Origin of the sequence: Dongia sp., assembly GCF_041905885.1 — a bacterium.
Lineage (GTDB): Bacteria > Pseudomonadota > Alphaproteobacteria > Dongiales > Dongiaceae > Dongia.
Window position 1 is genome coordinate 98,875 of the sequence record NZ_JAYRKD010000011.1, and the last position, 24,939, is coordinate 123,813.

Genomic DNA, 24,939 nt, shown 5'->3' on the forward strand with positions numbered 1-24,939 from the left:
AGGGACTTTATGAAGAAGCTGCGGCGAAAGAGAACTCGATAAACCCCCGCCCCCGATTCGGGGGCGGGCTGGGGTGGGGGTAGGTTGCAGCCGCGCTGTTGCCGCTATCCTCGAGCCGAAAGAGCCAAGACTGTTGCGCTCAGCCCCGCGTCACCAAGGTGCCGACGCCCTGCGGGGTGAAGATTTCCAGCAGCATCGCATGCGGCACGCGGCCGTCGAGCACGACCGCGGCCTCGACCCCGCCCTCGACCGCCATCAGGCAGGTCTCGAGCTTCGGGATCATGCCGCCGGAGATGGTGCCGTCGGCGGTCAGTGCGCGCACTTCGCCCGAAGTGAGCTGCGGGATCATCTTGCCCGACTTGTCGAGCACGCCCGGCACGTCGGTCATCATCAAGAGGCGCTGGGCGCCGATCGCGCAGGCGATCGCGCCGGCCGCGGTGTCGGCGTTGATGTTGTAGGTCTGGCGGTTGGGGCCGAAGCCGACCGGGGCGATCACCGGGATGATGCCGTCCTGCTCCAACCCGTTGAGAATGGTCGGGTTGACCCGGTCCGGCTCGCCGACCAGGCCGAGATCGACCGGCTTGCCGTCCTTCATCATCTTGGCGGGCTTGGCCATCAGCAGGTTGTCGTCCTTGCCCGAGAGGCCGACCGCATGGCCGCCGGCGGCGTTGATCGCCGCCACGATCTGCTTGTTCAGGCTGCCGGCCAGCACCATCTCGACCACTTCCATGGTCGCGGCGTCGGTGACCCTGAGCCCGTCGATGAAGGTCGATTGGATGTTGAGCCGCTTCAGCATGTCGCCGATCTGCGGGCCGCCGCCATGCACCACCACCGGCAGGATGCCGACCTGGCGCAAGAGCACGATGTCGCGGGCGAAGACGCGGGCCAGTTCCGGATCGACCATGGCATGGCCGCCGTATTTGATGACGAAGCGCTTGCCCGAGTATTTCTGCATATAGGGCAGGGCGTCGGTCAGCGTCTGGGCGGTCTTCAGCCAGTATTTGGTGTCGGTGAAGTTGATGGGGGACTGCGACATCTGCGGCGGCGTCCGATCCGATGCTGTGGCGGAAAAAGGCGGGGCTGACGTTGCGGTCAGTCGCCCGGGAAATCAAGAGTCATTACGAAGACGAGGCGCCCAGTCCTGCGGCCAAGAGCAGTCCGGCGCTCAGGACCGATCGACCACCGCGGCAAGTTCGGCGCGGAGCTGGTCGATACCGGCCTTGCTGCGGCTGCTGGTGACGATGATCTCGGGATGCGCGGCCGGCCGGCGCTCGAGCTGGATGGCGAGCCTTGCGCGGGCGATCTCGATCTCGTCGGCCTTCATCTCGTCGGCCTTGGTCATGACGATCTGGTAGGAAAGGGCGGCCTTGTCCAGCAGGTCCATCAGCGCGAGGTCGGGCTCCTTGAAGCCGACCCGGCAGTCGATCAGCAGCAGCAGCCGGACCAGGTTGGGCCGGCCCTTGAGATAGGCCGAGATCAGCTTCGACCATTCCTTGACCACGGCGCGGCCGACCTTGGCATAGCCATGGCCGGGCAGATCGACCAGCACCAGCCGCCCGGCCAGATCGAAGAAGTTGATCTGCTGGGTGCGGCCGGGCGTCCGCGAGATGCGCGCCAGGCTGTTGCGGTTGGTGAGGGCGTTGATCAGGCTCGACTTGCCGACATTGGAGCGGCCGGCGAAGGCGACTTCGATCGGGCCCGGCGGCGGCAAGGCCTCGACCGTCATGGTGCCGGCGATGAAGCGGCATTCCTGCGCGAACAGCCAGGTGGGATCGGTCGGCGTTTTGGCCAACCTGCTCAGTCCTTTTTCGGGTCTTTGGGCTTGTCGATCGCCTTCGCTTCCTTGGCCTTATTCGCCTTGTCCAGCTTGCGCATGATGTAGCGCTGCTGGGCGATCGAGAGCGTGTTGTTCCAGGCCCAGTAGATCACCAGGCCGACGGTGTTGTGTGCCAGCATGAAGGTGAAGATGAACGGCATCAACGCGAACATGCGCGCCTGCACGGGATCCGGCGGCGTCGGGTTCATCCGCATCTGCGCCCACATGGTGAAGCCCATGATGATCGGCCAGACGCCGATCGAGACGAAGGCAATCATGCCGCCGATCAGCGGGATATGGATGAGGTCGGCCGAGGTCCAGGGCAGCAGGCCGAACAGGTTGAGGATCGAGGTCGGATCCGGCGCCGAGAGATCGCGGATCCAGCCGAAGAAATGCGCATGCCGCATTTCGATTGTGACCGAAAGCACCTTGTAGAGCGCCAGGAAGACCGGGAACTGGATCAGGATCGGCAGGCAGCCGGCGGCGGGGTTCACCTTCTCGCGCTTGTAGAGCGCCATCATCTCGGTGTTCATCCGCTGCTTGTCTTCGCCGTACTTCTCCTTGAGCTCCGCCATCTTCGGCTGGAGCAGCTTCATCTTGTTCATCGAGGCGTATGACTTGTTCGCCAGCGGGAACAGGCAGGCGCGCACCAGCACGGTCAGGCAGAGGATGGCGATGCCGAAGTTGCCGACCGGGCCCAGCACCTTCAGGAAGCCGTAGATGTAGTCGAGCACGATGAACAGCGGCTTGGCGACGAACCAGAACAGGCCGAAGTCGATCGAGCGGTCGAGCAGCGGGATGCCCAGGCGGTCGCGATAGTCGGCCAGCACGTGCAGCACTTTGGCGCCGGCGAAGATCTGGTTGCTGAAAGTCGCCGTGGCGCCGGGCGCCACGGTCTGCGCCGCGCCGGTGAAGTCGCCCTGGAAGGAATCCTGCTTCGGGTCATAGAAGGCGCGGGCGCCGACCTTGGCGTCGTTCGGGATGATCGCCGCCACCAGCCAGTATTTGCTGGTGATGCCGATCCAGCCGCCCTGGCTTTCCATCTTGTAGATGCCGGCCTCGCCCGGGTTGTCGACCGCGTGGGAATGGGCGTGCGAATAGTCCCAGGGATTGGTGAAGACGCCGCCGCCCTGGAGTGCGCCGTCCAGCACGCCGATCAGGCCTTCGCGGATGCCGAGCGCCGCGTAGTCCTTCGGCAGGCCGAACTCGACCACGCGGGAATATGGGACGACGGAGACCGGCGCCGATCCCTTGTTCTCGACCGCCTGCTCGATGGTGAAGAGATAGTTCTGATCGACCGAGAAGGTGCGCTTGAAGATGAGACCCGATCCGTTGTCCCAGGTCAGCGTCACCGGATGATCGACTGAGAGCGTGTCGCCGGCGGCCTGCCAGACGGTGTCGAAGGCCGGCAGCTTCACGCTGGGATCGCCCGAGGTGAAGCCGGCTTCGGCGAACTGCGCTTCCGGGCCGCCGGAGGGGCTCAAGAGCACGACCTGCGGGCTCGTGGGGTCGACGGTCTCGGTATAGTCCTTCAGCACCAGGTCATCGAGCCGGCCGCCCTTCAAGGCGATCGAGCCGTGCAGCTTGGGCGTGTCGATGGCGACGCGCGGGCTCTGGGCCAGCGCTTCTTCGCGAGTCTTGGTCGGCGCGGTCGAGCCGGTGCTCGGCGCGGCACTCGGCGCCGCGCTGGGTGCGGCCTGCGTCTGGGCCGGCTGCTGCGCCGCCTGCTGCTCGGCCGCCTGCTGTTGCGCCTGCTGCTGCTTCAGCCGCGGCATCTCGTAGAAATACTGCCAGCCGATCATGATGATCGCGGAGAGGACGATCGTGATGATGAGGTTCTTCTTTTCCATGATCGGCCGGGCGGAGTTCATTGCTTCTTCGATCTTGTCTGGTTGAGGCGATCAGCGCGGGTCGGCGACCGCAATATGGTGATGGTGCCGGCATTCTTCATGGCCCGGCACCGGGTCGTAGCCGCTGCCGCCCCAGGGATGGCAGCGCAGCAGGCGGCGCATCGTCAGGTAGGCGCCGCGAAAGAGGCCATGGCGCTGCAACGCCTCGACGGCATAGGCGGAGCAGGTCGGCTCGTAGCGGCAGCTCGGCGGCAGCAGCGGCGAGATGAACCACTGATAGGCGCGCACCGGAACGATGGCGATCCAGGCGAGCATCAATGCGTCTTTCGTGCGGCTTTGGTGCGGTTGAGGCTCTGCTGGAGATCGCGGCGCAACTCGTCGAACGGGCGATCGACGGTTGCGGGCCGCGCGATCAGCACCAGGTCGAGGCCGGGATTGGCGCCATGGGGGATCATCTCCGCCGCCAGCGCCTTCAGGCGCCGGCGCGCGCGGTTGCGCTTCACCGCGTTGCCGACCTTGCGGCTGGCGGTGAAGCCGATGCGAATCTCGGCTTCGGCGGTTTCGGATTCCGGCCGCGGTGCGGCTTGCAGGATCAGCCCGGGCGCGGCCCATTTGCGCCGGAGCGCGGCCACGCGCAGAAAATCGGCGCGCCGCTTCAGGCGGCCGACGGATGGACCTTTTGGGCGCTCATCCTTGCCCACCAGGTCTTAAGCGCTGAGGCGCTTGCGGCCCTTGGCACGGCGCGAGGACAGGACTTTGCGACCGCCGACGGTCTCCATCCGGGACCGGAAACCATGGCGGCGCTTGCGGACCAGCTTGGACGGCTGATAGGTGCGCTTCACGACACAAAACTCCACGAAATTCAGCAATTTGGGATTTCGCGGGGTGTATAGAGAAACCGACCCCCCAAGTCAATCAACCTGGACCGCTAATGGCCGCGGCCGGCGTGGGGTTTGGCCGGTTCCGGAATGGCATATTCATTCCCGGATTTGATGCTGTCGAGCACGATGGAAGAGCGGATTCCCGCCACTTCGGGCGCCCGCATCAGGTTTTCGCTCAGGAAGTCCGAAAAAGCCTTCAGGTCCGGGACCGCGATCTTCAGCAGGTAATCGGCCTCGCCGGTCAGCGCCTGGCATTCGAGGATTTCCGGCAAGGCTTTGACCCGGCGATGAAAATCGCCCATGCCGCCCTCGCTGTGGATCTTCAGGGTGATCAGGCAATAGGCGGTCAAGCCGATGCCGATCTTCAGCGGGTCCAGCACCGCCTGGAAGCGGCGGATATAGCCGTCCTCGACCAGCCGCGAGACCCGCCGCGAGGCTTGGGAGGGGGAGAGATTGACCTTCTCGCCCAGCTCCACGTTGGAGAGGCGCCCATCGTGCTGGAGCGCTTCCAGGATGCGCAGGTCATAGGCGTCGAGATCGTTCGCATGATCCATGCGCCGAAAATAGGATAAATGCAGGAAACGCGCAACTTCGGAGAGAAATCGGCCTAGATCGCACGAAACATGCACATTATTTGCACTATATTCATGTTTCGGGCGTGCGTTCTGGGAGGAAGCGATGGGTCAGGCTGATTTCGCGAATACCAAGACGGCGATGTCCGATCTCAATCCGATGGGAACCCGCGGATTCGAGTTCGTCGAGTTCACCGGGCCTGACCCCGCGACCCTGGACCGCACCTTCCGCCTGCTCGGCTTCCAGCCCATCGCCCAGCACCGCTCCAAGCCGGTGACGCTTTACCGCCAGGGCGACGTCAATTTCATCCTCAATGCCGAGAAGGATGGCTTCGCCGGCGCCTTCGCCGCAGCACACGGTCCCAGCGTCTGCGCGATTGGCATTCGAGTCGATGACGCGCCGGCCGCCTTGCGCCGGGCCCAGGCCCTGGGCGCCAAGGTGCTGCTCTCCGATGCCGGGCCGATGGAAGTGACCCTGCCCGCGGTCGAAGGGATCGGCGGCAGCCGGATCTTCTTCATCGACCGTTTCGGTGGGGATGGCTCGATCTACGACATCGATTTCCGCCCGCTGCCCGATGCCGAGAAGAACCCCGCCGGTTCCGGCCTGAAGATCGTCGATCACCTCACCAACAACGTCTATCGCGGCCGGATGGATTACTGGGCCGAGTTCTACGAGCGGCTCTTCAACTTCCGCGAAATCCGCTACTTCGACATCGAGGGCAAGCTGACCGGCCTGAAGAGCCGGGCGATGACCAGCCCCGACGGCAACATCCGCATCCCGATCAACGAGAGCGCCGACGACAAGTCGCAGATCGAGGAATACCTGCGCGAATACAAGGGCGAGGGCATCCAGCATATCGCGCTCTCGACCGACGACATCTACGCGACCGTGGCAGCGCTCCGCGCCAACGGCGTCGCGCTGATGACGCCACCGCCCGCCACCTATTACGAGATGCTGGACCAGCGCCTGCCGAACCACGGCGAGGACGTCGAGAAGCTGAAAGGCCTCGGCCTGCTGCTGGACGGCAGCCCCACGCATGACGGCAAGAGCGGCGGGTTGCTGCTGCAGATCTTCACCGAGACCATGGTCGGTCCGATCTTCTTCGAGATCATCCAGCGAAAAGGCGACGAGGGCTTCGGCGAAGGGAACTTTCGGGCGCTTTTTGAGTCGATTGAACGCGACCAGGTGCGTCGCGGCGTCCTCTCAGACAGCGCCGCCTGAGCTGAAGGAGGTCGCCCATGGACTCTTATCCCAATCTGCGCGGTGACTATTCCCAGATGGCGACCGACTACACGATTGCCCAGGACTGGGCGCGCTATACCGAGGAGGAGCATGCCCGCTGGCGCATGCTGTATGCCCGGCAGGCGAAGCTGCTGAAGCGCTTCGCGGCGCAGGAGTTCATCGACGGCACCGCGACGCTCGACGCCGGCGACGGCATTCCGGATCTCGAGATCGCCTCGGCGCGCCTTTCCCGCGCGACCGGCTGGCGGCTGGTGGCCGTGCCGGGTCTGATCCCCGAGACCGATTTCTTCGCGCATCTGGCGCGCCGGCAGTTCCCGGTCACCAATTGGATCCGCAAGGCCGACGAGATCGACTACCTGGTCGAGCCCGACATCTTCCACGATTTCTTCGGCCATGTGCCGCTGCTGTTCAACCCGGTCTTCGCCGATTACATGCAGCTCTATGGCGAGAAGGGCGCGGAGGCGGAGAAGCTCGGCACATCGAAGATCCTGGTCCGGCTCTACTGGTACATGGTCGAGTTCGGCCTGATCCGCACCGACGGCGGGCTCAAGGCTTACGGCGCCGGCATGCTCTCCTCGGCCGCCGAAACCCGGTTCTCGATCGAGGACAAGAGCCCGAACCGGCTCCGCTTCGACCTGAAGCGGGTGATGCGCACCAGCTACAAGATCGACGATTTCCAGGAGACCTACTTCGTGCTCGACAGCTTCGATGAGCTGTTCGAGGCGACCCGCCGCGATTTCGCGCCGCTCTACGAGTTGACCCAGCGCCAGCCGGAGATCACCCCGGACCGGATTGTCGCCGGCGACCGGGTCATCACGCTGGGCGACGGCAGCTGGAAGCAACGGCGCGACCAAGCCGCCTGATTCAGTATCCCGCCGCGCCTGTGCGGGCGATCACAGAACAAATCGCCAACTCATTAAGAATGGGGACGGACGCGGCTCAGTCCGGCCTTTAGACTCCGGCCGGTGAATTGCCGGCCGTCTCTCCCCATCTCGCCATCCAGGATTCTCTTGCCGTCCCCGCTGCATCCCGGGGCGGCCGGCATCCGTTTACGCAAGGCAACTTGACGCCTATGCGGGAAATCCGCTTCTTCGGGACCATATGATGAGCCGCCGCGACCTCAGGACCGAAGACCGGGCCAGCCAGCCGCCACCCGGGGTGGCCGGCGGACTGATCCAGCTGCCGAGCTTCGGCCGCGGCCTCTCGGCCCGGGTGCTGGCGCTGACCGTCGTCTTCGTGATGCTGAGCGAGATCCTGATCTACGCGCCGTCGATCGCGCGCTTCCGGCTCGACTGGCTGACCGAGAAGCTGGCGAGCGGCCATCTCGCGACCTTGGCGCTCGAGGCGACGCCCGATTACATGATCGACCCGCAGCTGGAGTTGACCCTGCTGCAGCATGCCGGCGCCCGGCTGGTGGCCCTGCACACGCCGGACGGCAAGAACCTGATGCTGCGCGGCGCCACCGCGGCGCAGCTGGTCATCGACGAGACCATCGATCTCGACAACCGTGGGCCGGTCAATCTCATCGCCAGCGCCTTCGACACGCTGAGCCATACCGACAACCGGCTGCTCCGCGTCATGGGCCATTCGCCGCGCGGGCCGGATACGCTGATCGAGGTGGTGCTGGACGAAGGCCCGCTGCACGAGGCGATGGTGGCCTATTCCTGGCGGGTGCTGGGCTTGTCGATCGTGATCTCGCTGATCACCGCGACGCTCATCTTCCTGGCGCTGCAGCTCTTCATCATCCGCCCGATGCAGCGCATGACGGCTGAGATGGTGCGCTTCCGCGGCGATCCGGAAATGGCGCCCGAGGGACCGCCCTCGAAGCGCAGCGACGAGATCGGCATCGCCGAGCGCGAGTTCGAGCTGATGCGCGCCGAGGTGCGCCGCGCGCTCGGGCAGAAGGAGCGGCTTGCGGCGCTCGGCACCGCGGTCAACAAGATCAACCACGATCTTCGCGGCATCCTCTCCACCGCGCGCCTGGTCGCGGACCGGCTGACCGGCAGCGGCGATCCCGACGTGCGCAAGGCTGTGCCGGCGCTGGAGAAGGCGCTCGACCGCGCGGTCGATCTCTGCTCCGACATCCTCAATTTCACCCGTGAGGGCCCGCCGCGGCCGGAGCTCACCCGCTTCGCGCTCGACGAGCTCTGCCTCGAGGTGAAGGAAAGCCTGGTGCGCCACCTCACCGAGGGCAAGGCGTTGGAGACCGAGATGGCGGCAGGCTTCGCGATCACCGCCGATCGCGGCCAGCTGTTCCGCGTGATCCGCAACCTCGGGGAAAACGCGCTGCAGATGGGCGCCAGCCGCGTCACCATCCGCGCCGCGCGCCGCGACGACCGGATCGAAATCGAGGTCGTCGATGACGGCCCGGGCCTGCCGCCCAAAGCCGTCGAGAATCTGTTCCGCCCGTTCCGCGGCTCGGCCCGGGCCGGCGGCACCGGCTTGGGGCTGGCCATCGCCCGCGAACTGATCCGGGTCCAGGGCGGCGACCTGCGCCTGGCCGAAAGCGGCGGCCACGGCGCAAGGTTCGCGATCGAGCTGCCGGATCGCGCTTAAGTCGGAAGCGCGGCCGGTTGCCTTTCGAGGCGTTCCTGCTTAGGTTCTCGGGAATTCCACAATGGCAATTCCATGAGGGGTGTATCGATATGGATGCCAAGATCCAAGAATTCCTGATCGGCGGCCTGCTGGCGCTGTTCGCCTTGATCGCGCTGTTCGTGGCGGCGCGCGCCGAGGGCGTCGGCGAATACGGCGCGCTCGCGGTTTTCGCCTTCCTGATCGGCCTGATCTTCTACCGGATCAGCCTGGTCAAGCATAACAACGCCGGGCACTGACCCACGCTATTCCACCTGCAGGATGAGCGCCTTCAGATAGGCGGATTCCGGCAGGAAGGGATGCACCGGGTGATCCGGTGCCGCGCCGGTCGCATAGAGCTGCTTGGCCGACCGACCGCCTTCGTGAATCCCGCGCGAGACTTGGGTCGCGAAATCCGCCGCCGGCATGTTGTGCGAGCATGAGGCGATGAACAGCAGCCCGCCGGGCTCGACGGTTTGCGCCGCGAGCCGCGCCAGCTTGCGATAGGCCTTGCTGCCGACATTGAGGTCCTTGCGCGACTTCACGAAGGCCGGCGGATCGGCCGAGACCACGCCGAAGCGCTTCTTCTCCGCGATCAGCTGCTCCAAGGCCTCGAAGGCCTCGCCGCGCTGCACGGTGACGCGGTTGTCCACGCCGTTCAGCACCGCCGCCTTCTTCAGCAGATCAAGCGCCGGCTCCGAACGGTCGATCGCCAGCACCTGGGTGGCGCCCGCCGCGGCGGCCTGGATGCCGAAGCCGCCGGTGTAAGAGTAGCAATCGAGGAACGTCGCGCCGTTCGCGAACCGCGCCATCAGCGCGCGGTTGTCGCGCTGGTCGTAGAACCAGCCGGTCTTCTGCCCGCCCGCCGGATCGGCGAGGAACTTGACGCTGTTCTCCAGCAATTCGATCGGGCCTTCGAGCCCGCCCTTGGCGAAGCGGCTCATCGGCGCAAGGCCTTCCATCTTGCGCGCGTTGCCCTCGCCGCGGATCAGGATGGTGGCCGGCTTCAACACCGCGTCGACCGCGGCGGCGAGCGCCTCGACGAGCCGATCCATCCCGGCGCTGCTCACTTCGACGACGACCGTGTCGCCGAAGCGATCGACCACCACGCCCGGCATTCCGTCGGCCTCCGCGTGGATCAGGCGGTAGTAGGGGACGCCCACCAGCCGCTCGCGGAGCTTCAGCGCACGCTGCAGCCGCTTCTCGAAGAAGCGCTGGTTGATTTCGGCGGTCGGATCCCGGTCCAGGACGCGGGCCGCGATCAGAGAATGCGGGTTGAACATCGCCGCGCCGAGTGAACGACCATCCGCGCGCATCAGCGAGACGAGCTCGCCGGCGGGCAAGGCCTTGGCCGCCTCGTTCATCTCGATCTCGTTGGAATAGGCCCAGGGATGACCGCCGGCCACGCGCTTCTCCGCGCCTGGCCGCATCGCAATCCGGGGTCTGGTGTCAAAAGCCGTCTCAGTCGCCAAGTGCCACTCCTTCGCGGCGGGGATCGCTCGCCCCCACCATGCCGTTCTCGCCCAGGGCCACGATATTGAGGCCGCTGTCGATCGGCTGAAACTTCACCGTATCGCCCATCGCCGTGAGCGCCGCGCCGAGCGATTCCAGCCCGCGGCCTTCTTCCAGCAAGGTCGGGCCGTTGCGGTTGATCACATGCGGCAGCGCCGCCGCTTCCGCCGGCGAGAGATTCCAGTCGAGCAGGGCGACCAGCGCCTCCGCCACATAATCGATGATGTTGGCGCCGCCCGGCGAGCCCAGCGCATACACAGGTGCCCCGGTCGCGCGGTCGAACACGATCACCGGCGCCATCGAGCTGCGCGGCCGCTTGCCGGCGGCGACGCGGTTGGCGACCGGGCGGCCGTCGATGCTCGGGCGGAAAGAGAAGTCGGTCAGCTGGTTGTTGAGGATGAAGCCATCCACCATCAGCCGCGAGCCGAAGGCATTCTCCACCGTGGTGGTGAAGGTCACGATATTCCCGTCGCGATCGACGATCACCATATGGCTGGTCGAGACCGGCTCGAACTGGCTTTGGCTGGCGCCGATCGTGGCGTCGCCCGGCGGATTGCCCGGCAGCGCGTTGGGCGAGGCAAGGTCGTCGTGGATGAACTCCGACCGCTCGGCGAGATAGTCGGGATCGATCATGCCGTTCAAAGGCATCTTCACGAAGTCCGGATCGCCGAGAAAGCGGTCGCGGTCGGCATAGGCGAGACGGCTGGCTTCCGCAAAGCGATGCGCCGCCGCGACCGAGAGCGGGTCTTCGCTTGCCATGTCGAAGCGCCGGAGCATGCCGAGGATCTGCAGCACCGTGATGCCGCCGGAGGAGGGCGGGCCCATGCCGCAGACCTTGTAGACCCGGTAGGTGCCGCAGGGCACCGCGCGCTTCATCGGCTGATAGCCGGCCAGATCGGCTAGAGTCATGCCGCCGGACCGCGGCTGCGCGCTGTTGACCGTGGCAACGATGTCTTGCGCGATCTTGCCGGAATAGAAGGCATCGGCGCCGCCGTCGGCGATCGCGCGCAGCGTCGCGGCCAGCGCGGGATTGCGGAGCGTTGTGCCGGCCGCCAGCGGCTTGCCGTCGGCGTCGTAGAAGGTGCGCGCGCTCACCGGCATCTTGCCGAGATATTCGTCCTCGGCGATCGATTCCGCGAGCCGCGGCGAGACCGGGAAGCCGTCTTCGGCCAGCTTGATCGCCGGCGCGAAGAGCTGCGCCCAGGGCAGCTTGCCGTGCTCCTGATGCGCCTGTTCGAGCATCCTGAGCACACCCGGCACGCCGACCGAGAGGCCGCCGACCACGGCATCGTAGAATTGCAGCGGTTCGCCATCGGCGCCGAGAAACATGTCGGGCCGGGCCGAGGCCGGCGCGGTCTCGCGGCCGTCATAGCTTTCCAGCAGCTTGGCCCGGCTGTCGTAATGCAGCAGGAAGCCGCCGCCGCCGATGCCGGAGGATTGCGGCTCGACCAGGGTCAGCACCGCCTGCACCGCGATCGCCGCATCGACCGCGCTGCCGCCGGCGCGCAGGACCTGGCGGCCGGCCTCGACCGCCAGCGGATGGGCGGCGGCCACGATCTGCTGCTCGGCGAAGGTCTCGCTTCGGCCGGAAGCGGCGAGCGTGGGCAGCCCGCTGCCCCCGCCGCAGCCGGCCAGGCCCACCAGACTGATCAGGATCAATGTGCAGATTCGGAGGAAAGCTATCATCCGCGCTTCGGTGGGCCGCTCTGAGCCGTTGCTTCGGCCCCGGTCTTACCGGCTTTCGGAGGGGAGAGGAAGGGCGCGTGGAATTCCTGCTGATGATGGTGCTCTCGACGGTGCTGGTCGTCGCCTGCATCCTTATTCACTACGAGATAATGCGCCTGACCGCCGATTACCTGCTGCCGCGGGTCGCCATCGTGCCGCGGCGCGCCCATGTGGTGGTCGGGATCTGCGGCTGTTTCGTCGCGCATACCGTCGAGGTCTGGCTGTTCGCCGGTCTTTACTATGTCCTGTCGGTCGAGACCGACAGCGGATTCGCCGACGAGAACCGGCGCGCCTTTCTCGACTATCTCTACTTCTCGACCGAGAGCTATACCTCGCTCGGCTTCAGCGATTCCCGGCAGCTTTCCAACGACCTGCGCCTCCTGGCCGGGATCGAGGCCATGATCGGCCTGGTCCTGATCGCCTGGACCGCCTCCTTCAACTACTTCATGTTCGAGCATTACTGGGTCTTGCACCCGCGCCGCCGCCCCCATCTTCCCGAGGACCGGGCCGAGTTCGAGCGCAAGAAATCAAAGAAATCAAAGCATTAACGATTGCCTCCCCGGGTGGATCGTTGTGCTGCCATGACGGTTTTTCTATTGTGCACCGCAGCAGATTGGCAGAAAATCCGCCCGCGTCTTCTCCGGGAGTAGACTTCAAGTCTAGGAGGCGAAAGGTGAGCGTTCAGCGGCCAGCCGAGCCCAGCAAGACCGATCCAGCAAAGACCGGCGGCGCCAAGTCGGCGCGCGTCTCGGTCCCCGATCTCGTCGCCCGCAAGGGCCAGGAGCCGATCGTCTGCCTGACGGCCTACACGGCGCCGATGGCGCGCATGCTCGACGCCTACGTCGACTTGCTGCTGGTCGGCGATTCGCTCGGCATGGTGCTCTACGGTTTCGACAGCACGGTGCCGGTCACGCTCGACATGATGGCGCAGCACGGCGCCGCGGTCTGCCGCGGCTCGAAGCGCGCGCTGGTCGTGGTCGACATGCCCTTCGGCTCCTACCAGGAGAGTCCCGCCCAAGCATTCAACAGCGCCGCGCGGCTGATGAAGGAAACCGGCTGCCAGGCGGTGAAGCTGGAAGGCGGCCGCGCCATGGCGCCCACCGTGCAGTTCCTGGTCGAGCGCGGCATTCCGGTGATGGGCCATATCGGCCTGATGCCCCAATCGGTGAACACGATGGGCGGCTATCGCGCGAGAGGCCGCGGCGATTCCGAGGCCGCCAGCGTGATGGCCGACGCGATCGCCATCGCCGAGGCCGGCGCCTTCTCGATCGTGGTCGAGGGCGTGATGGAGCAACTGGCCGAGGCGATCACCACCCGTGTCACCGTGCCGACCATCGGCATCGGCGCTTCGGCGTCCTGTGATGGCCAGGTGCTGGTCTCGGAAGACATCCTGGGCCTCTTCGCCGAGTTCAAGCCGCGTTTCGTGAAGCGCTATGCCGAGCTGGGCTCCGAGATCGAGGCCGCGGCTTCGCGCTATGCCGCCGATGTCCGCGCCCGGCGCTTCCCCGGACCGGACAACATCTTCGGTGCCGTGAAACGGCCGGCCTGACGAAGCTTCTTTCATGCTGAAAATCGACGTCGTCCGCAGCGTCGCTGCCTTGCGCGCGGCCACCCGCCCGCACCGCCAAGCCGGCAAGCGCATCGGCCTGGTGCCCACCATGGGCGCCTTGCACCAGGGTCATCTCGAGTTGGTGAAGGTGGCGCGGCGCCATGCCGATTTCGTCGTGGCGACGATCTTCGTGAACCCGCTACAGTTCAAGCCCGGCGAGGACCTCGACGCCTATCCGCGCGACGAAACGACCGATCTCAACTTGCTGGCGGCGACCGGCGCCGATCTGGCCTTCGCGCCCAATGTGGCCGAGATGTATCCGAAGAATTTCTCGACCGAGGTCAAGGTAGGCGAACTCACGCGCTACCTCGACGGCCCGGCGCGGCCCGGGCATTTCGAGGGCGTCGCCACCGTGGTGACCAAGCTCTTCAACCAGGCGCAGCCCGACATCGCCTGCTTCGGCGAGAAGGATTTCCAGCAGCTGCAGGTGATCCGGCGCCTGACCCGCGACCTCGATCTGCCGATCGAGATCTTAGGCGTCCCGACGGTGCGCGACGAAGACGGCCTCGCCATGTCCTCGCGCAACCGCTATCTCACCGAGCGGGAACGGATCGCGGCCGCCATGCTGCCGGCTGCGCTCAAGGATGCGGTGACCGAATTGCAGGCGGGCCGGGCTGCGGCGCCGGTCCTGGAGAAGACCCGCGCGGCTTTGCGCGCGGCGGGCTTCAACCCGATCGACTATGTGGAACTTTGCGACAGCGAGACGCTTCAACCCTTGCCCGCGGCGCGCGAGGGTTCGCGCCTGTTCGCCGCCGCCCATCTCGGGCGGACGCGGCTGATCGACAACTGGCCAGTCCTATGAGTCCTAGAGCGGCGATGAGCTCAAGAGCGATGCTGCTTGGCGATCGGCTGGATGAATTGCGGCTCGATGTCCCAGGGGAAGTAGATCCAGGTGTCCTGGCTGACCTCGGTGACGAAGGTGTCGACCAGCGGCCGGCCCGCGGGCTTGGCGTAGACGGTGGCGAAATGCGCCTTCGGCATCAGCTCGCGGACATACTTGGCTGTGCGGCCGGTATCGACCAGGTCGTCGATGATCAGCCAGCCGGTGCCGTCGCCCCACATCTTCGCGGCATCGCCTTTCAGGAGCTTCAACTCGCCCGGCTGGTGCACGCCGGCGGTGCCCTCGGCGCGGTCCTCCTCGCTGTAGGAGGTGATGCAGACGGTGTCGATCAGCCGGACGTCGAGCTCGCGGGCGATGATCGCCGCGGGGACCAGGCCGCCGCGGGTGATCGCGACGATGCCCTTGAAGGGCCCGATCGCGATCAGGCGCCAGGCCAGCGCCTTGGCGGTGCGATGCAACTCTTCCCAGGAGACCGGGAAGGTCTTCTGCGGGCTGACCATGAGAACTCCCCCGATTGCGGGCAGGAAAACGGTTTGGCGGCGATCATTAGCGGAACCGTTCCGCAGCGGCAACGCCGAATTGATGGGCGGCAACGGCGATTTCAATCATTGCGGCGCCCCGGCCTTGGTGCCAGGATGCGCCGCTATCCGGCCCTGGGGAAGGGCCGAATCAGCGAGGCGCTCCACGTCGAGCACGGAATGACAAAAAACAAGCTCACTCTCCGCGCCGCGCCGGCGCTCAACGTGATTCAATGACCCATCAATCCGATCCCGAGTCCGGCCTGCCGCGACCGCAGCCGACCGCGCATTCGGGCGAAACCGGCGCTCCCTCGCCGACCGCCATCAAGCTGGCGATCGGCGCCTTGGGCGTGGTCTACGGCGACATCGGCACCAGCCCGCTCTACACGCTGCGCGAATGCTTCAGTCCTGCGCACGGCCTTGGCGTCGACCGTGTCAGCGTCTACGGCGTGCTCTCGCTCATTTTCTGGGCCGTGATGATCATCGTCAGCGGCAAGTATGCGCTGCTGATCTTGCGCGCCGACAACCAGGGGCAGGGCGGCATGCTTGCCTTGATTGCGCTGGCGCTGCAGCGCGCCCGCAACATGGGCCGCCGCAAGCTGCTCTTCGTCCTGGGCATGATCGGCGCCGCGCTCTTCATCGGCGACGGGATGATCACCCCGGCGATCTCGGTGCTTTCCGCGGTCGAAGGCCTCGCCGTCGCCGAGCCGGGCCTCGAGCATTACGTGGTGCCGATAACGCTGGTCATTGTGGTCGGGCTCTTCCTGGTGCAGAGCCGGGGCACCGGCATGGTCGGCGGTCTGTTCGGCCCGGTCGTGTGCCTGTGGTTCATCGCGCTGGCGGTGCTCGGCATTCACGGCATCGTCGGCAATCCGGAAGTGCTGCTGGCGATCAACCCCTACTACGGCGTGCGCTTCCTGTTCGAGCATGCGGTGATCGCCTTTCCGGTGCTGGGCTCGGTGCTGCTGGCGATCACCGGCGCCGAGGCGCTCTACACCGACCTCGGCCATTTCGGCCGTCGTCCGATCCAGACCTCCTGGTTCTCCCTCGTCCTGCCGGCGTTGATGCTGAACTACTTCGGCCAGGGCGCGCTCATTCTTGAAGATCCGTCCGCGGTGAAGAACCCATTCTACCTGCTGGTGCCGGAATGGGGTCTCTATCCGATGATCGTGCTGGCGACCTGCGCCACGATCATCGCCTCCCAGGCGGTGATCACCGGCGCGTTCTCGCTGATCTGGCAGGCGATGCGCCTCGGCATGTCACCACGCTTCTGGGTCGAGCACACCTCGGAACATCAGGTCGGGCAGATCTATGTGCCGCAGATGAACTGGATCCTCATGGTCTCGGTCTGCATGTTGATCCTTGGTTTCCGGAGCTCCGCCAATCTCGCCAGCGCGTACGGCATCGCCGTGACCGGCGCCATGATGATCGACTCCATCGTCGGGTTCATGGTGGTGCAGAGTCATTGGAACTGGAGCCGGACCAAGGCGGGCCTGATCTTCGGCGGCATCCTGACGGTCGAGCTTTCCTTCTTCGTCGCGAGCTTGCTCAAGATCGGCTCCGGCGGCTGGTTCCCGCTGGTGATCGGCGCCGCGATCTTCTTCGTGTTCTCGACCTGGATGGCGGGCCGCGCCTTGCTGGCGCGTCGCCAGGGGCAATCCGCGCTGACCGAGGACGAGTTCCTCGCCGCCCTCAGCGAGCGGCATCTCTCGCGGGTTCCCGGCACCGGCATGTTCCTGACCGGCGATCCGCAGCGGGTGCCGTTCTCGCTGCTGCACAACATGCGGCACAACCAGATCCTGCATCAGCGCGTGATCCTGACCAGCGTGCTTACCGAAGAGGTGCCGGTGGTGCCCGATATCGAGAAGGTGACGGTGAAGGACCTGGGGCGCGGCTTCTATCGCCTGATCTGCCGCTTCGGCTTCTACGAGACGCCGGACATCGCGGTGGCGTTGCGCGGCGCCAAGCGCTTCGGTCTGGAGCTCGAACCGCAGCAAATCTCGTTCTTCCTCGGGCGCGAGCGCATCGTCGCGCATGCGCGCTCGCAGATGTCGGCTTGGCGCCGCTGGCTCTTCATCCTGCTCTCGCACAACGAGACCAGCGCCTCGGATTACTTCCGCCTGCCTGCCGGCCGCATCATCGAGCTCGGCGCGCGCGTGGAAATCTAGCGCTGGATTTTCGGTAAGCGCGAAGTCCGGAACATCACGGCTGCATGGGCCGGCCGGAAGATCCAGCAAGCGCGCTAGACGTTCTGATCCTCCGCCCGCGTCAGATAGCAGCCGTTGATCATCCAGGTCCCGTCGACCTGCTTCTGCATCATGTAATGCGCGGTATAGGCGCGGCCGTCGGGGCCGATCAGGCGCAGCACCTGGTCCGGGCCGTATTCGGTGTCGACCAGCTTGTCGAAAGCGACCGATTGCGGGCGATAGACCGGTGTGTAGCCCTGCTTCACCATCTGCATGAAGTTGCGGGCGTCGCCGAATTTCTCGCGGATCATCGGCGTGGCGTAGGAATAGGCGGCCGCGGCGTCATCGCGCTGGAAGGCGTCGAGCTGCGACTGGATCACTTGGCGGATCGCCTGCTGGTCGGGTTCGGCCAGGGTCGAGGGCGCGTCCTCGGCGACAGCGAAGCCGGGCAGGGCGATCAGGAAGGCCAGCAGCAATACGCGGCAGGCGGACTGGATCATCATCGGACACCCCCTTCCGGCAGCATGACGATGACTCTACGCAGCGGAGCTTGCGCCGGATCACACCGCAGGCCAAGAAGCGAAAACGGCGCTTCCCGGTTCCCCGGAAAGCGCCGTTTGAAGGCTTAACGCTTGGACAGGGCTAGCGGACGTAGATCCGCACCTCGTTCGACTGGATCCCGGGGTCATTGGTCTGGCCGGAGCTGACCCGGTCGGCCGGCAGGCCCATGCCGAGCAGCGCGCGGACCACCCGGTCGGCGTTGTTGCGGGCGATGTCGCCGTTCAGCGCCTGCTGGGCGGCGGCGCCGCTGGCGGGCGCCACACCGACCACGTCGAAGGCGGCGTTCGGGCGGACTTCCAGGGCCTTGCGGGTCGCCTGGTAGAGCGCCTGCTCATAGTTCACGTTCGGCCGGTCGAAGCGGATGGTGACCAGCGGCCGGCCGGTGGCGGCGCCCGCACCCGGCGGCAGGGTCGGCTGGGCCGGGGCCGGGACGGTGTTGCTGGCCAAGGTCGTGCCGTAGAAATCGCCCTTGCTGACGCCGCTGGCGAGGGCGGTGAGGTTGCTGCGCTCGGTCGCGAGATACTCGTTCTGCCGGGCGACGTCGGAGGAGATCAGGCTCAACAGCCGGTCCACGTCCACATTGGTCTGGGCGACCTGGTCCTGGAGCCGGCGGAGCTGGCGATGATCCTCATCGACCGCGCCCGACACCCCGAACGCCGCGCGCACCGAGTCCTGCAGGAAGGCCACATAGGCGGCGTTGCCGGCGACCTCGTTGGAGAGCGCGTTCATCTGGCCGATATCGGTCTCGACCGCGTTCAGGTTCTGCTGCGCCTGCTGCCAGGCCTGGACGATGCCGGGGTTGCCCGGGGTGGTGCCGACCTGCAGCTTGCCGGCGATGGCGCCGGTGATCGCCTGGTAGGCGGCGGCGTTCGCCTCGATGTCGCCGTGCAGCGCCTGCTGGCGCGCGGTCTGCGCCTTCAGCGTGTCCTGGAGCCGGGCCAGGTCCGACTTGAGCTCGGTCACCTTCTGGCCGACGGCGGTGCCGGTCGGCTGGTCGGGTTGCGAATTGTCGAGTGGCGGGACGGTGACCGACCCGTCGGAGTTGCGAATCACCCCGACCGGCGCGTTCGGCGCCGGCATCGAGGCCGAAGCCTCGGTCCCGCCCGGCGGCGTGCCGGTGATCGAGGGTTTCACCGCATTGTCGGCGACTTCGCAGCCGCCCAGCAACGCCAGGGCGGCGGTAAGGACCGCGAGCTTCCCGAATCCCATCATGACTTGTCAGAACCCCTTAATGCGGCCGGGACAAGCCGCCCACCCATCCTGTTTGCCCGTACTTTGCAGTTTTTCTTATAAGAATCAACTGCTTTACCGGCATAAGCCGGTTCGTGCGAAGTGCATCCCATGTCCCGAACCGGCGATCCCCTCATGCCGCAACGGCAGGGTCTCATCTTATAAGGCGCCTAAATGACCCTCAAGCTGGATTCCCTTTGACTGTGTCCATTCTGCAAGCGGCCGTGGCCCCGGGAACACGGGGGCAAAACGGGGCGGCGGGGTCGGAATGGCGAGACCGGGGGTCGCTGCTTTCCCTCCCCCATCTTTGGGGGAGGGCAGGGTGGGGGTGCCCCGCGATGATTCCCTCCGCGATTCCCTCGGCCGGGACCTAGAGAAGGGGCGGCAATCCGCCCCGGGTTCGAGGCCGGGTTTAAGACTTGCCATGCCGGGGGTGTTTGTTTAGGTTCCGCCACCGCGCGACCGGCCCGCCGTCCTTGAGGAGGGGTGATCGCAGCAGCGGCGGTCCAATTCTTCCCCGGCCCGCCACCAAGACGCGCCCGTAGCTCAATTGGATAGAGCATCTGACTACGGATCAGAAGGTTAGGAGTTCGAATCTCTTCGGGCGCGCCATTATTTCAATGGCTTAGAAAATCCAGCGTTTGCTTAGGCTCCGCCTAGGCTCTTAGGCTCGGCCGCCTTCTGGCGCGCCGCCTTGTTCGATGATCTGGACGAGGCCGCGCACGGTTCGGTCCATGATGTCGGCCCAACCTTCGCTGCCTTCCTCGTTGCCGGTTTCGGAAAGTGCCTCGGCTTTGAAGTTTGCACGGCACTCCTGAAGATACGCCTCGCGCTCGTGCTTCGGCTTGGACATGGCGATGGTGGCGAAGCCGTGGGCGAGGGCCATCATATCTTTGGCCGCTTTGTCTTTGTCCACTATGCCTCCGGGGAGGGAGCTAGGCCGATGGGCGGCGGAGCATAATATCGCGCCGCCCGATCTCCCTCGCTCAGTGCATCAGCTTGTAAATTTCAAAAGCTATCAACAAAACATGAGCTGCTATCGCCAAATATGGCAGCAGTAGTTCGAACACTATGACATGGGCACCCCCTCTCTTCTGGACTATCGCGGTTAAACTCCGCGACCCTAAATACATGGTGGCGAACCACACCGATTTCAAGTGGTACACCTAAAAATTATTGGCCGGTTGAGCTCTTGTTCGGCCTGACGCTGGTCAGCGTCAGGAGAACTTCGCGAACTGGAAAAATCTCTAAAGGCTCACAGCAGCGGCAAGATCAAAATCACGAATGAAATTGCATAAGCGATGGTGAACATGGCGGAAGCGACAAGTTTAAGAACAAGAATAGCGGTCATCTGACTCCTTCGTGTTGTTGCGATATATGTACTTATAAGGGCACGAGGCGCCCGAGCCCGTTTTTCAGGCCGAAATCGAAAATAATTTTTGCTCTAGTTTGCGGCGTTTAAACGACCGCACCGGAAGCAGAACCCTCTAACTATATATAACCGGGAAAATAGGCCTTCTGTTACGCAGCGATTTTGTTACGCCGCCCTCTTTCACAATCGCAATGACAGTTCGGTTTTAGATCGTGACTGTGAGGCTCGGTGATCGTACAGCCACATCGAAATTCAAAGTTTTTTCCTTTGTTTGGTTCCTGGTTCATGTCGTTGGCTGCTTCAGCTCCTCGTTAACTAACTTGTGGAACAGCGCTGGCGGGTTCGTCGGCCAGCTTCTCGCCTTGTCGTAACATTCCTCCAGTTTAAACGTCGGGATGCCTTTAAAGCGGCGGGCCAGCTTTCCGTAATTGCGGTCTCCTATCAGCTCACCGATGTCTCCGAGGAGGCGTTGCCGGTCGCCAACCTTCCGACCCGTTACCTGGAAACGGGAAAGATACGAGGCTCCTGAAAGAGCGGAAATCGTGGCCGGCTGTTTTGTTGGTTCGTCGTCCATGAAATGAGATTGAGATAGCACCCTTCTTCCTGGGAAGAGATCCCGGCGGGAAGGAAGGCTGGTCGGTAGTTCTCTGGTGCAGTTAGTTCCTAGCCTGTCTGGCCTGTTTGAAAGATGGGCTGAATGAAGGGGGCGAGGATTTGCCGCAACGTCGATCATTCTTTACAGCAGGTAAAGTCACCTGCAACGAACGCGTATAGTCACCTCGCAGTGAAGCCGGGCCGCAACAGTCCTCACCGGCTTCGTAAATGGGGCATCGACTTACCTACTTATATTTCGAGCGAGCAAAGGTTGCGCCTTTGAGCGTCTATCTATTCCGCCACCCCTTCATTCAACCCGCCTTTCAAGGTGCCTACCTACTAGATGTCCTGCGTCAGTTCCCTCCCGGTCCCAGACCACGTTTCCAGGGTTAGGAAGAGCGTGGTTTTGCATCGAGAGAGAACCTGTTGTTTGAGGCTCTCTGGAAGCTGAATAGGGCTATGTTGTTAAATCCGAACCATCACGTCGCCCGATTTGTCGTCGTGCTTGTGACGTTTAAGGAGCTTGATGTCGCCCGCCATTTCGTCCGCCCGCTCTTCGAGCGTGGGGTCGTTTACGGAATCAGAGACACCGATTATTCGGTCGAACGGCGAACGCTTTGCTAGTTCTGCGTTGGCCTCGTCGAGGCGGTCGTAGTGATCGTCTTTCACTTTCTCTTCGGGAGTATTTTCCAACTCCCAGATCAAATCCAATAACTCGCTGGTTTTCGTGTTCTCCATTGGAGCTTTAGATGTTAGCGCCCTATCCAGTTTTCAGAGAACCTCCTGCGGTGATGTTTAGAGCGCAGTTCACCGAAAGCGCTTTAGAGAACCTGTGCCTTTAACTGAAAGCTCTCACCCCCTTTGCGAGTGAGTGAGAGCTTTCAGCGCAAAGGTGACTTCAGAATATCACGAGTGCAAGATGGCCGCTCAACCGAGAGTGGGGATAACTCATGGCCGTCTACAACACGTCTGCGAAGGTCAGTAATCGCATGTGCACGGCACTCGGCCGACTATGCGTGGAGTTCTCCGTGCTTGAATGGAACGTGGAGCGCACGATCTGGGCGATACAGGGGCATGACCGGAAGGTGGGACGAACCAAAACAGTCGGGATGATGACGAGGCGCAAGGTGAAGACTATGCGGAACGTCGCGGTGGGGAAGTTCGGAGAGAAGTCGGCCGCCGGCAAACATTATCTCGGCATCATTGACGAACTTGAAGAGATCCGTTTCTGGCGAAACCTCTTTGTTCACGGGCTATGGGGCAAAGGGATTGCTAAAGGTGAGCGCCGGAGTTGGTACGTCCTGACCTACTTCGAGAATCCTGGTGGCACGTCGGCCGAAGCGAAGCTGACTGACATCACACAGTTGACCGAATACATCCGCGAAGTGATAGAGAAGCTGCGGAAGGCCTCGTTTACCCACCTCGGAACTAAGCTGCCTTAGCCTGGCGAAGCTTCTCGTACTTGTCTCCGTGATTGCTGATGTACCCAATTTCCTCGGGCGAAGGGATATGCAAGCCTAGCTCGCCGGCCACCTGAAGCGAGAAGTCGATCAGCTCAACTGCGTCGGCCTGGTTCATGCGGGCGTGGTCGGCGATCGATTGCCGGACTTCCGTTTCAATACTTCCGATCTTAATGCGCCTTGTCCCGAACTTCGCGCGCATAAGCGCGTCGTGTGTCTCTTCCTTGGTGTAGCCGGTGTGGTCGGCAATGAGGCCGCAGATAACCCAATAGTATCGAAGCTGGCTCCCGCTCCTGGTCGCCTTGTGCTCCTCGAAGACGGCGGCAAGCTTGGTGCCCACCGGATAGCGGTTGATGTTGTGCTGTAGGTAGGCGCTAGAAGCGGCCTGGAAGCGTTTAGCGCCATCCTTGAGGACTATCTCACCTAGAACGGTGAAGGCTTCGTGGCGGCCGGCGGTGCGTTCTCTGCTCATAGAACCTGGCTTCTGCGCGGGCCGCCCTTGTTCTGACCCCGATGTGACGCTCGTGTGCAGGGGTAGCACATGAAAGGGCCTGGCCCAGCTTGGGATGCGCGTTCGACTGTGTTCCCGCAATCGGCAATGTTGAGGCAGGGGTGTTTCATTCGTGATCGAAGCGCTCCAGAACGGATTTGGCGGCGCGGATAAGGCTATTAAGGTCGTTGCGGTCTTGCCATGAGAGCTTGGCCGTGACTTCGACTTTTCCTTTCTGGCCGTTCAAAAGCTCGATGAAGTGCGGAAGGTCTATGACGATCAGCGTTTCTTGAAACTCGGCCTTGCGAGGATGGCGTATAGCGAGGACGGGGTAGTTATCGCCCAGCGCCTGAGCCTTAGCCTGTTCCCAATTCGGGATGAGACGGGTTTCGGCCTCGTTCTTGGCTTCGAGGTAGATCGAATGGGAAGGGATGTAGATATCGCCCTTCTCGGTTCCGTTGCCGCTTCCGATCTGGAAGCGGGTGTTTGCGTCTACTTCGGCGCGCAGAATGGCGAGTAGGTGTTTCTCGAAGCGCTTGCCTTTCTGTTGGGAGCGGGTTGCGGACATTGCTAGTTTGAGAGGGTTTCACAAAGCCACTTCAACGTCTCCTCGCTCTGGTCTTCGAGGCGGTCGGAGGAGAGGCTCCAGTAAATAGCAGCGTGGTCTACGAATACCCATTCCCACTCTGAGTCTGGGCGGCACTGAAGAAAATGACCGCTATTGTCTATTCCATATGCATAGGTCTCCGTGTGGTTTCGTCTAACCTTTAGTACTCGCAACACATGGGAGAGGCGGATGGGGTGGCCGAGGAGAGTATATTCGTCAGGCGAGAATCTTTGAACCTTGTATCGGTCAACCATTATCCAGCCATCTGCGAGTACGTCAGTAATGCGCCGTAGTTTTCCTCCCAAAACTTCAACATGCGCTCCAAAGCTCAATTCCAAAAGCTCCGGGCAGGCCTGGTGGATGAGGGGGCGGAGGGTTTGTAGGTAGGTGTCCTTCATTGCTATTGAGCTTGCGCCTCGCGCTGCCTCTGCTGACGCGCCAACCCTCCTTTCCGGCCAGCCTCGCGTGCCTCTGCGCTAGTAAACTCGTGGGCGGTGCCCTTGAGGTGAGCGGCCAAACCGCCTTCGCGTGCGATCTCTCGCTGGATCACTCGATCCATTGAACCGAAACCGCGCTTCTTGATGTTGCTCATAGTAGTGATTGCTGCATGGGCTCTTGCCTCGGCAGCCGATAGCTAATGAATAAATGCTCGTCCTTGAACTCGCTATGCTCGATCGGCCAATGGTGGTCGTCCTCTAGCTCTTTGATGCGTGCGTGGAACTGCGAGAGGTAGAGCGTGCGGAGGAAATACTGGCCGTTTATCCAATCCCCCTCCGCCCGCAGAAGGGCTTGAAGGATTCTATCCTTCTGAGACCCTTCCTTGGGAAATGTAGGAGGAATAGTCATTAGGGTAAGAGCTTAAGGTCGCCGCCGCCGTTCTCAAGATTGCCTCGGTACTGAGGGAGCATCGCTTCGCCGATGGTCGTCGAGTTGCCTGCTTTGTCTGTAATGACAAGATGAGCCATGAACTCTTGCTCAAACTCAGTAAGTCCTCGGCCGATTGCTACAAACTTCGCCTTGAGATGTGCGACGAGCATGCGGTGAACAATGTTGAGCTGCTTGGTGCGTTTTTCCTCGGTGCTTTCTTGATGCATGATCGGCGAGGTTATCCGCACCGCGCGGGGCTTCTCGCCCTGGTCAAGCTGCACAAGGAACTCAAGGAGAAACTTGTCTTTGAGGTTCGTGAAGCGAATGTCGTATATGCCAAGCTCATTGAGCATCCGATAGATTTCGGTCTGAGATCGTGACCAGTGGACATCCGTGCCCTTGTAGGCGTTCTTGATCCAGTTGGGCAGCTTCAT

Annotated in this window: 29 protein-coding genes and 1 tRNA gene; 11 read left to right on the top strand and 19 right to left on the bottom strand. The window is 63.5% G+C overall.

Features of this window, described 5'->3' with window-relative positions:
• Positions 1–139: 139 nt before the first annotated feature.
• The 7 genes from argB to ACH2CY_RS13395 all read right to left on the bottom strand — a co-directional run bounded on the left by argB (position 140) and on the right by ACH2CY_RS13395 (position 5,101).
• On the bottom strand, positions 140–1,036 hold the full coding sequence (argB, locus tag ACH2CY_RS13365; protein WP_395019753.1) for an acetylglutamate kinase: 897 nt from the start codon (positions 1,034–1,036) through the stop codon (positions 140–142).
• 129 nt (positions 1,037–1,165) lie between these two features.
• Entirely contained in the window at positions 1,166–1,792 is a 627-nt protein-coding gene (gene yihA / locus ACH2CY_RS13370) for a ribosome biogenesis GTP-binding protein YihA/YsxC (RefSeq protein WP_395019754.1), read from the bottom strand.
• A 5-nt stretch (positions 1,793–1,797) separates the two neighbouring features.
• Positions 1,798–3,687: a membrane protein insertase YidC gene (gene yidC / locus ACH2CY_RS13375; protein ID WP_395019755.1), complete on the bottom strand. Its 1,890-nt coding sequence runs from the start codon at positions 3,685–3,687 to the stop codon at positions 1,798–1,800.
• Between the two features lie 30 nt (positions 3,688–3,717).
• Positions 3,718–3,981, bottom strand: coding sequence for a membrane protein insertion efficiency factor YidD (gene yidD / locus ACH2CY_RS13380; RefSeq protein ID WP_395019756.1), 264 nt, complete (start codon positions 3,979–3,981; stop codon positions 3,718–3,720).
• Positions 3,981–4,298, bottom strand: a complete 318-nt coding sequence (gene rnpA, locus ACH2CY_RS13385; protein WP_395019757.1) for a ribonuclease P protein component — start codon at positions 4,296–4,298, stop codon at positions 3,981–3,983. The genes yidD and rnpA overlap by 1 nt, the downstream gene beginning before the upstream one ends.
• A 75-nt stretch (positions 4,299–4,373) precedes the next feature.
• Positions 4,374–4,508 (bottom strand): 50S ribosomal protein L34, encoded by a 135-nt coding sequence (gene rpmH, locus ACH2CY_RS13390; protein ID WP_028099883.1) that lies wholly within the window; start codon positions 4,506–4,508, stop codon positions 4,374–4,376.
• 86 nt (positions 4,509–4,594) lie between these two features.
• On the bottom strand, positions 4,595–5,101 hold the full coding sequence (locus ACH2CY_RS13395) for an Lrp/AsnC family transcriptional regulator (RefSeq protein ID WP_395019758.1): 507 nt from the start codon (positions 5,099–5,101) through the stop codon (positions 4,595–4,597).
• 124 nt (positions 5,102–5,225) lie between these two features.
• Here ACH2CY_RS13395 and hppD point away from each other — a divergent pair, with 124 nt between their 5' ends.
• From hppD to ACH2CY_RS13415, 4 genes are all read left to right on the top strand, one after another.
• Positions 5,226–6,341, top strand: coding sequence for a 4-hydroxyphenylpyruvate dioxygenase (gene hppD / locus ACH2CY_RS13400; RefSeq protein WP_395019759.1), 1,116 nt, complete (start codon positions 5,226–5,228; stop codon positions 6,339–6,341).
• Positions 6,342–6,358: 17 nt separating this feature from the next.
• Positions 6,359–7,225, top strand: a complete 867-nt coding sequence (gene phhA, locus ACH2CY_RS13405; RefSeq protein ID WP_395019760.1) for a phenylalanine 4-monooxygenase — start codon at positions 6,359–6,361, stop codon at positions 7,223–7,225.
• A 241-nt stretch (positions 7,226–7,466) separates the two neighbouring features.
• Positions 7,467–8,918, top strand: a complete 1,452-nt coding sequence (locus ACH2CY_RS13410) for a sensor histidine kinase (RefSeq protein WP_395019761.1) — start codon at positions 7,467–7,469, stop codon at positions 8,916–8,918.
• Between the two features lie 89 nt (positions 8,919–9,007).
• Positions 9,008–9,193 (top strand): hypothetical protein, encoded by a 186-nt coding sequence (locus tag ACH2CY_RS13415; protein WP_395019763.1) that lies wholly within the window; start codon positions 9,008–9,010, stop codon positions 9,191–9,193.
• 6 nt (positions 9,194–9,199) lie between these two features.
• Here the strand turns inward: ACH2CY_RS13415 and ACH2CY_RS13420 are convergent, their stop codons facing one another.
• Together ACH2CY_RS13420 and ggt are read right to left on the bottom strand one after the other, a co-directional pair.
• Positions 9,200–10,363: a class I SAM-dependent rRNA methyltransferase gene (locus ACH2CY_RS13420; protein ID WP_395019764.1), complete on the bottom strand. Its 1,164-nt coding sequence runs from the start codon at positions 10,361–10,363 to the stop codon at positions 9,200–9,202.
• 31 nt (positions 10,364–10,394) lie between these two features.
• Positions 10,395–12,104 (bottom strand): gamma-glutamyltransferase, encoded by a 1,710-nt coding sequence (ggt, locus tag ACH2CY_RS13425; RefSeq protein ID WP_395019766.1) that lies wholly within the window; start codon positions 12,102–12,104, stop codon positions 10,395–10,397.
• Between the two features lie 104 nt (positions 12,105–12,208).
• On the opposite strand from ggt, the gene ACH2CY_RS13430 reads away from it, so the two are divergent.
• From ACH2CY_RS13430 to panC, 3 genes are all read left to right on the top strand, one after another.
• On the top strand, positions 12,209–12,718 hold the full coding sequence (locus ACH2CY_RS13430) for an ion channel (protein ID WP_395019767.1): 510 nt from the start codon (positions 12,209–12,211) through the stop codon (positions 12,716–12,718).
• A gap of 125 nt (positions 12,719–12,843) precedes the next feature.
• Positions 12,844–13,719 (top strand): 3-methyl-2-oxobutanoate hydroxymethyltransferase, encoded by an 876-nt coding sequence (gene panB / locus ACH2CY_RS13435; protein ID WP_395019768.1) that lies wholly within the window; start codon positions 12,844–12,846, stop codon positions 13,717–13,719.
• A 13-nt stretch (positions 13,720–13,732) separates the two neighbouring features.
• The gene (gene panC, locus ACH2CY_RS13440) at positions 13,733–14,581 is read left to right on the top strand and encodes a pantoate--beta-alanine ligase (protein ID WP_395019769.1); all 849 of its coding nucleotides are present in this window, start codon (positions 13,733–13,735) and stop codon (positions 14,579–14,581) included.
• A 20-nt stretch (positions 14,582–14,601) separates the two neighbouring features.
• Here panC and gpt read toward each other — a convergent pair whose 3' ends face one another.
• The gene (gpt, locus tag ACH2CY_RS13445) at positions 14,602–15,120 is read right to left on the bottom strand and encodes a xanthine phosphoribosyltransferase (RefSeq protein ID WP_395019770.1); all 519 of its coding nucleotides are present in this window, start codon (positions 15,118–15,120) and stop codon (positions 14,602–14,604) included.
• Between the two features lie 33 nt (positions 15,121–15,153).
• On the opposite strand from gpt, the gene ACH2CY_RS13450 reads away from it, so the two are divergent.
• Together ACH2CY_RS13450 and ACH2CY_RS13455 are read left to right on the top strand one after the other, a co-directional pair.
• Positions 15,154–15,375 (top strand): hypothetical protein, encoded by a 222-nt coding sequence (locus ACH2CY_RS13450; protein ID WP_395019771.1) that lies wholly within the window; start codon positions 15,154–15,156, stop codon positions 15,373–15,375.
• The gene (locus tag ACH2CY_RS13455; RefSeq protein WP_395019772.1) at positions 15,372–17,306 is read left to right on the top strand and encodes a potassium transporter Kup; all 1,935 of its coding nucleotides are present in this window, start codon (positions 15,372–15,374) and stop codon (positions 17,304–17,306) included. The genes ACH2CY_RS13450 and ACH2CY_RS13455 overlap by 4 nt, the downstream gene beginning before the upstream one ends.
• Before the next feature lie 74 nt (positions 17,307–17,380).
• Here ACH2CY_RS13455 and ACH2CY_RS13460 read toward each other — a convergent pair whose 3' ends face one another.
• A complete protein-coding gene (locus tag ACH2CY_RS13460; RefSeq protein ID WP_395019773.1) occupies positions 17,381–17,827 on the bottom strand; it encodes a DUF4864 domain-containing protein in 447 nt (148 codons plus the stop codon).
• A 139-nt stretch (positions 17,828–17,966) separates the two neighbouring features.
• Positions 17,967–19,097: a hypothetical protein gene (locus ACH2CY_RS13465; RefSeq protein WP_395019774.1), complete on the bottom strand. Its 1,131-nt coding sequence runs from the start codon at positions 19,095–19,097 to the stop codon at positions 17,967–17,969.
• Positions 19,098–19,650: 553 nt separating this feature from the next.
• On the opposite strand from ACH2CY_RS13465, the gene ACH2CY_RS13470 reads away from it, so the two are divergent.
• Positions 19,651–19,727: transfer RNA gene (locus tag ACH2CY_RS13470), tRNA-Arg, on the top strand.
• Positions 19,728–19,779: 52 nt separating this feature from the next.
• Here ACH2CY_RS13470 and ACH2CY_RS13475 read toward each other — a convergent pair.
• The 3 genes from ACH2CY_RS13475 to ACH2CY_RS13485 form a co-directional block, all read right to left on the bottom strand.
• Positions 19,780–20,031, bottom strand: a complete 252-nt coding sequence (locus ACH2CY_RS13475; protein ID WP_395019776.1) for a hypothetical protein — start codon at positions 20,029–20,031, stop codon at positions 19,780–19,782.
• Between the two features lie 739 nt (positions 20,032–20,770).
• The gene (locus tag ACH2CY_RS13480) at positions 20,771–21,061 is read right to left on the bottom strand and encodes a hypothetical protein (RefSeq protein ID WP_395019777.1); all 291 of its coding nucleotides are present in this window, start codon (positions 21,059–21,061) and stop codon (positions 20,771–20,773) included.
• Positions 21,062–21,546: 485 nt separating this feature from the next.
• Positions 21,547–21,819, bottom strand: coding sequence for a hypothetical protein (locus ACH2CY_RS13485; protein ID WP_395019778.1), 273 nt, complete (start codon positions 21,817–21,819; stop codon positions 21,547–21,549).
• A gap of 212 nt (positions 21,820–22,031) precedes the next feature.
• Here ACH2CY_RS13485 and ACH2CY_RS13490 point away from each other — a divergent pair, with 212 nt between their 5' ends.
• Positions 22,032–22,523 carry a hypothetical protein gene (locus ACH2CY_RS13490; RefSeq protein ID WP_395019779.1) on the top strand — a complete coding sequence of 164 codons (492 nt, stop codon included), beginning with the start codon at positions 22,032–22,034 and terminating at the stop codon, positions 22,521–22,523.
• Here the strand turns inward: ACH2CY_RS13490 and ACH2CY_RS13495 are convergent.
• The 4 genes from ACH2CY_RS13495 to ACH2CY_RS13510 all read right to left on the bottom strand — a co-directional run bounded on the left by ACH2CY_RS13495 (position 22,510) and on the right by ACH2CY_RS13510 (position 24,939).
• Positions 22,510–23,013, bottom strand: coding sequence for a hypothetical protein (locus ACH2CY_RS13495; protein ID WP_395019780.1), 504 nt, complete (start codon positions 23,011–23,013; stop codon positions 22,510–22,512). The two genes, ACH2CY_RS13490 and ACH2CY_RS13495, sit on opposite strands and share 14 nt — an antisense overlap.
• Before the next feature lie 145 nt (positions 23,014–23,158).
• On the bottom strand, positions 23,159–23,599 hold the full coding sequence (locus ACH2CY_RS13500) for a hypothetical protein (protein ID WP_395019781.1): 441 nt from the start codon (positions 23,597–23,599) through the stop codon (positions 23,159–23,161).
• Between the two features lie 2 nt (positions 23,600–23,601).
• Positions 23,602–24,036 (bottom strand): hypothetical protein, encoded by a 435-nt coding sequence (locus tag ACH2CY_RS13505; protein WP_395019782.1) that lies wholly within the window; start codon positions 24,034–24,036, stop codon positions 23,602–23,604.
• Between the two features lie 447 nt (positions 24,037–24,483).
• A complete protein-coding gene (locus ACH2CY_RS13510; RefSeq protein WP_395019783.1) occupies positions 24,484–24,939 on the bottom strand; it encodes a hypothetical protein in 456 nt (151 codons plus the stop codon).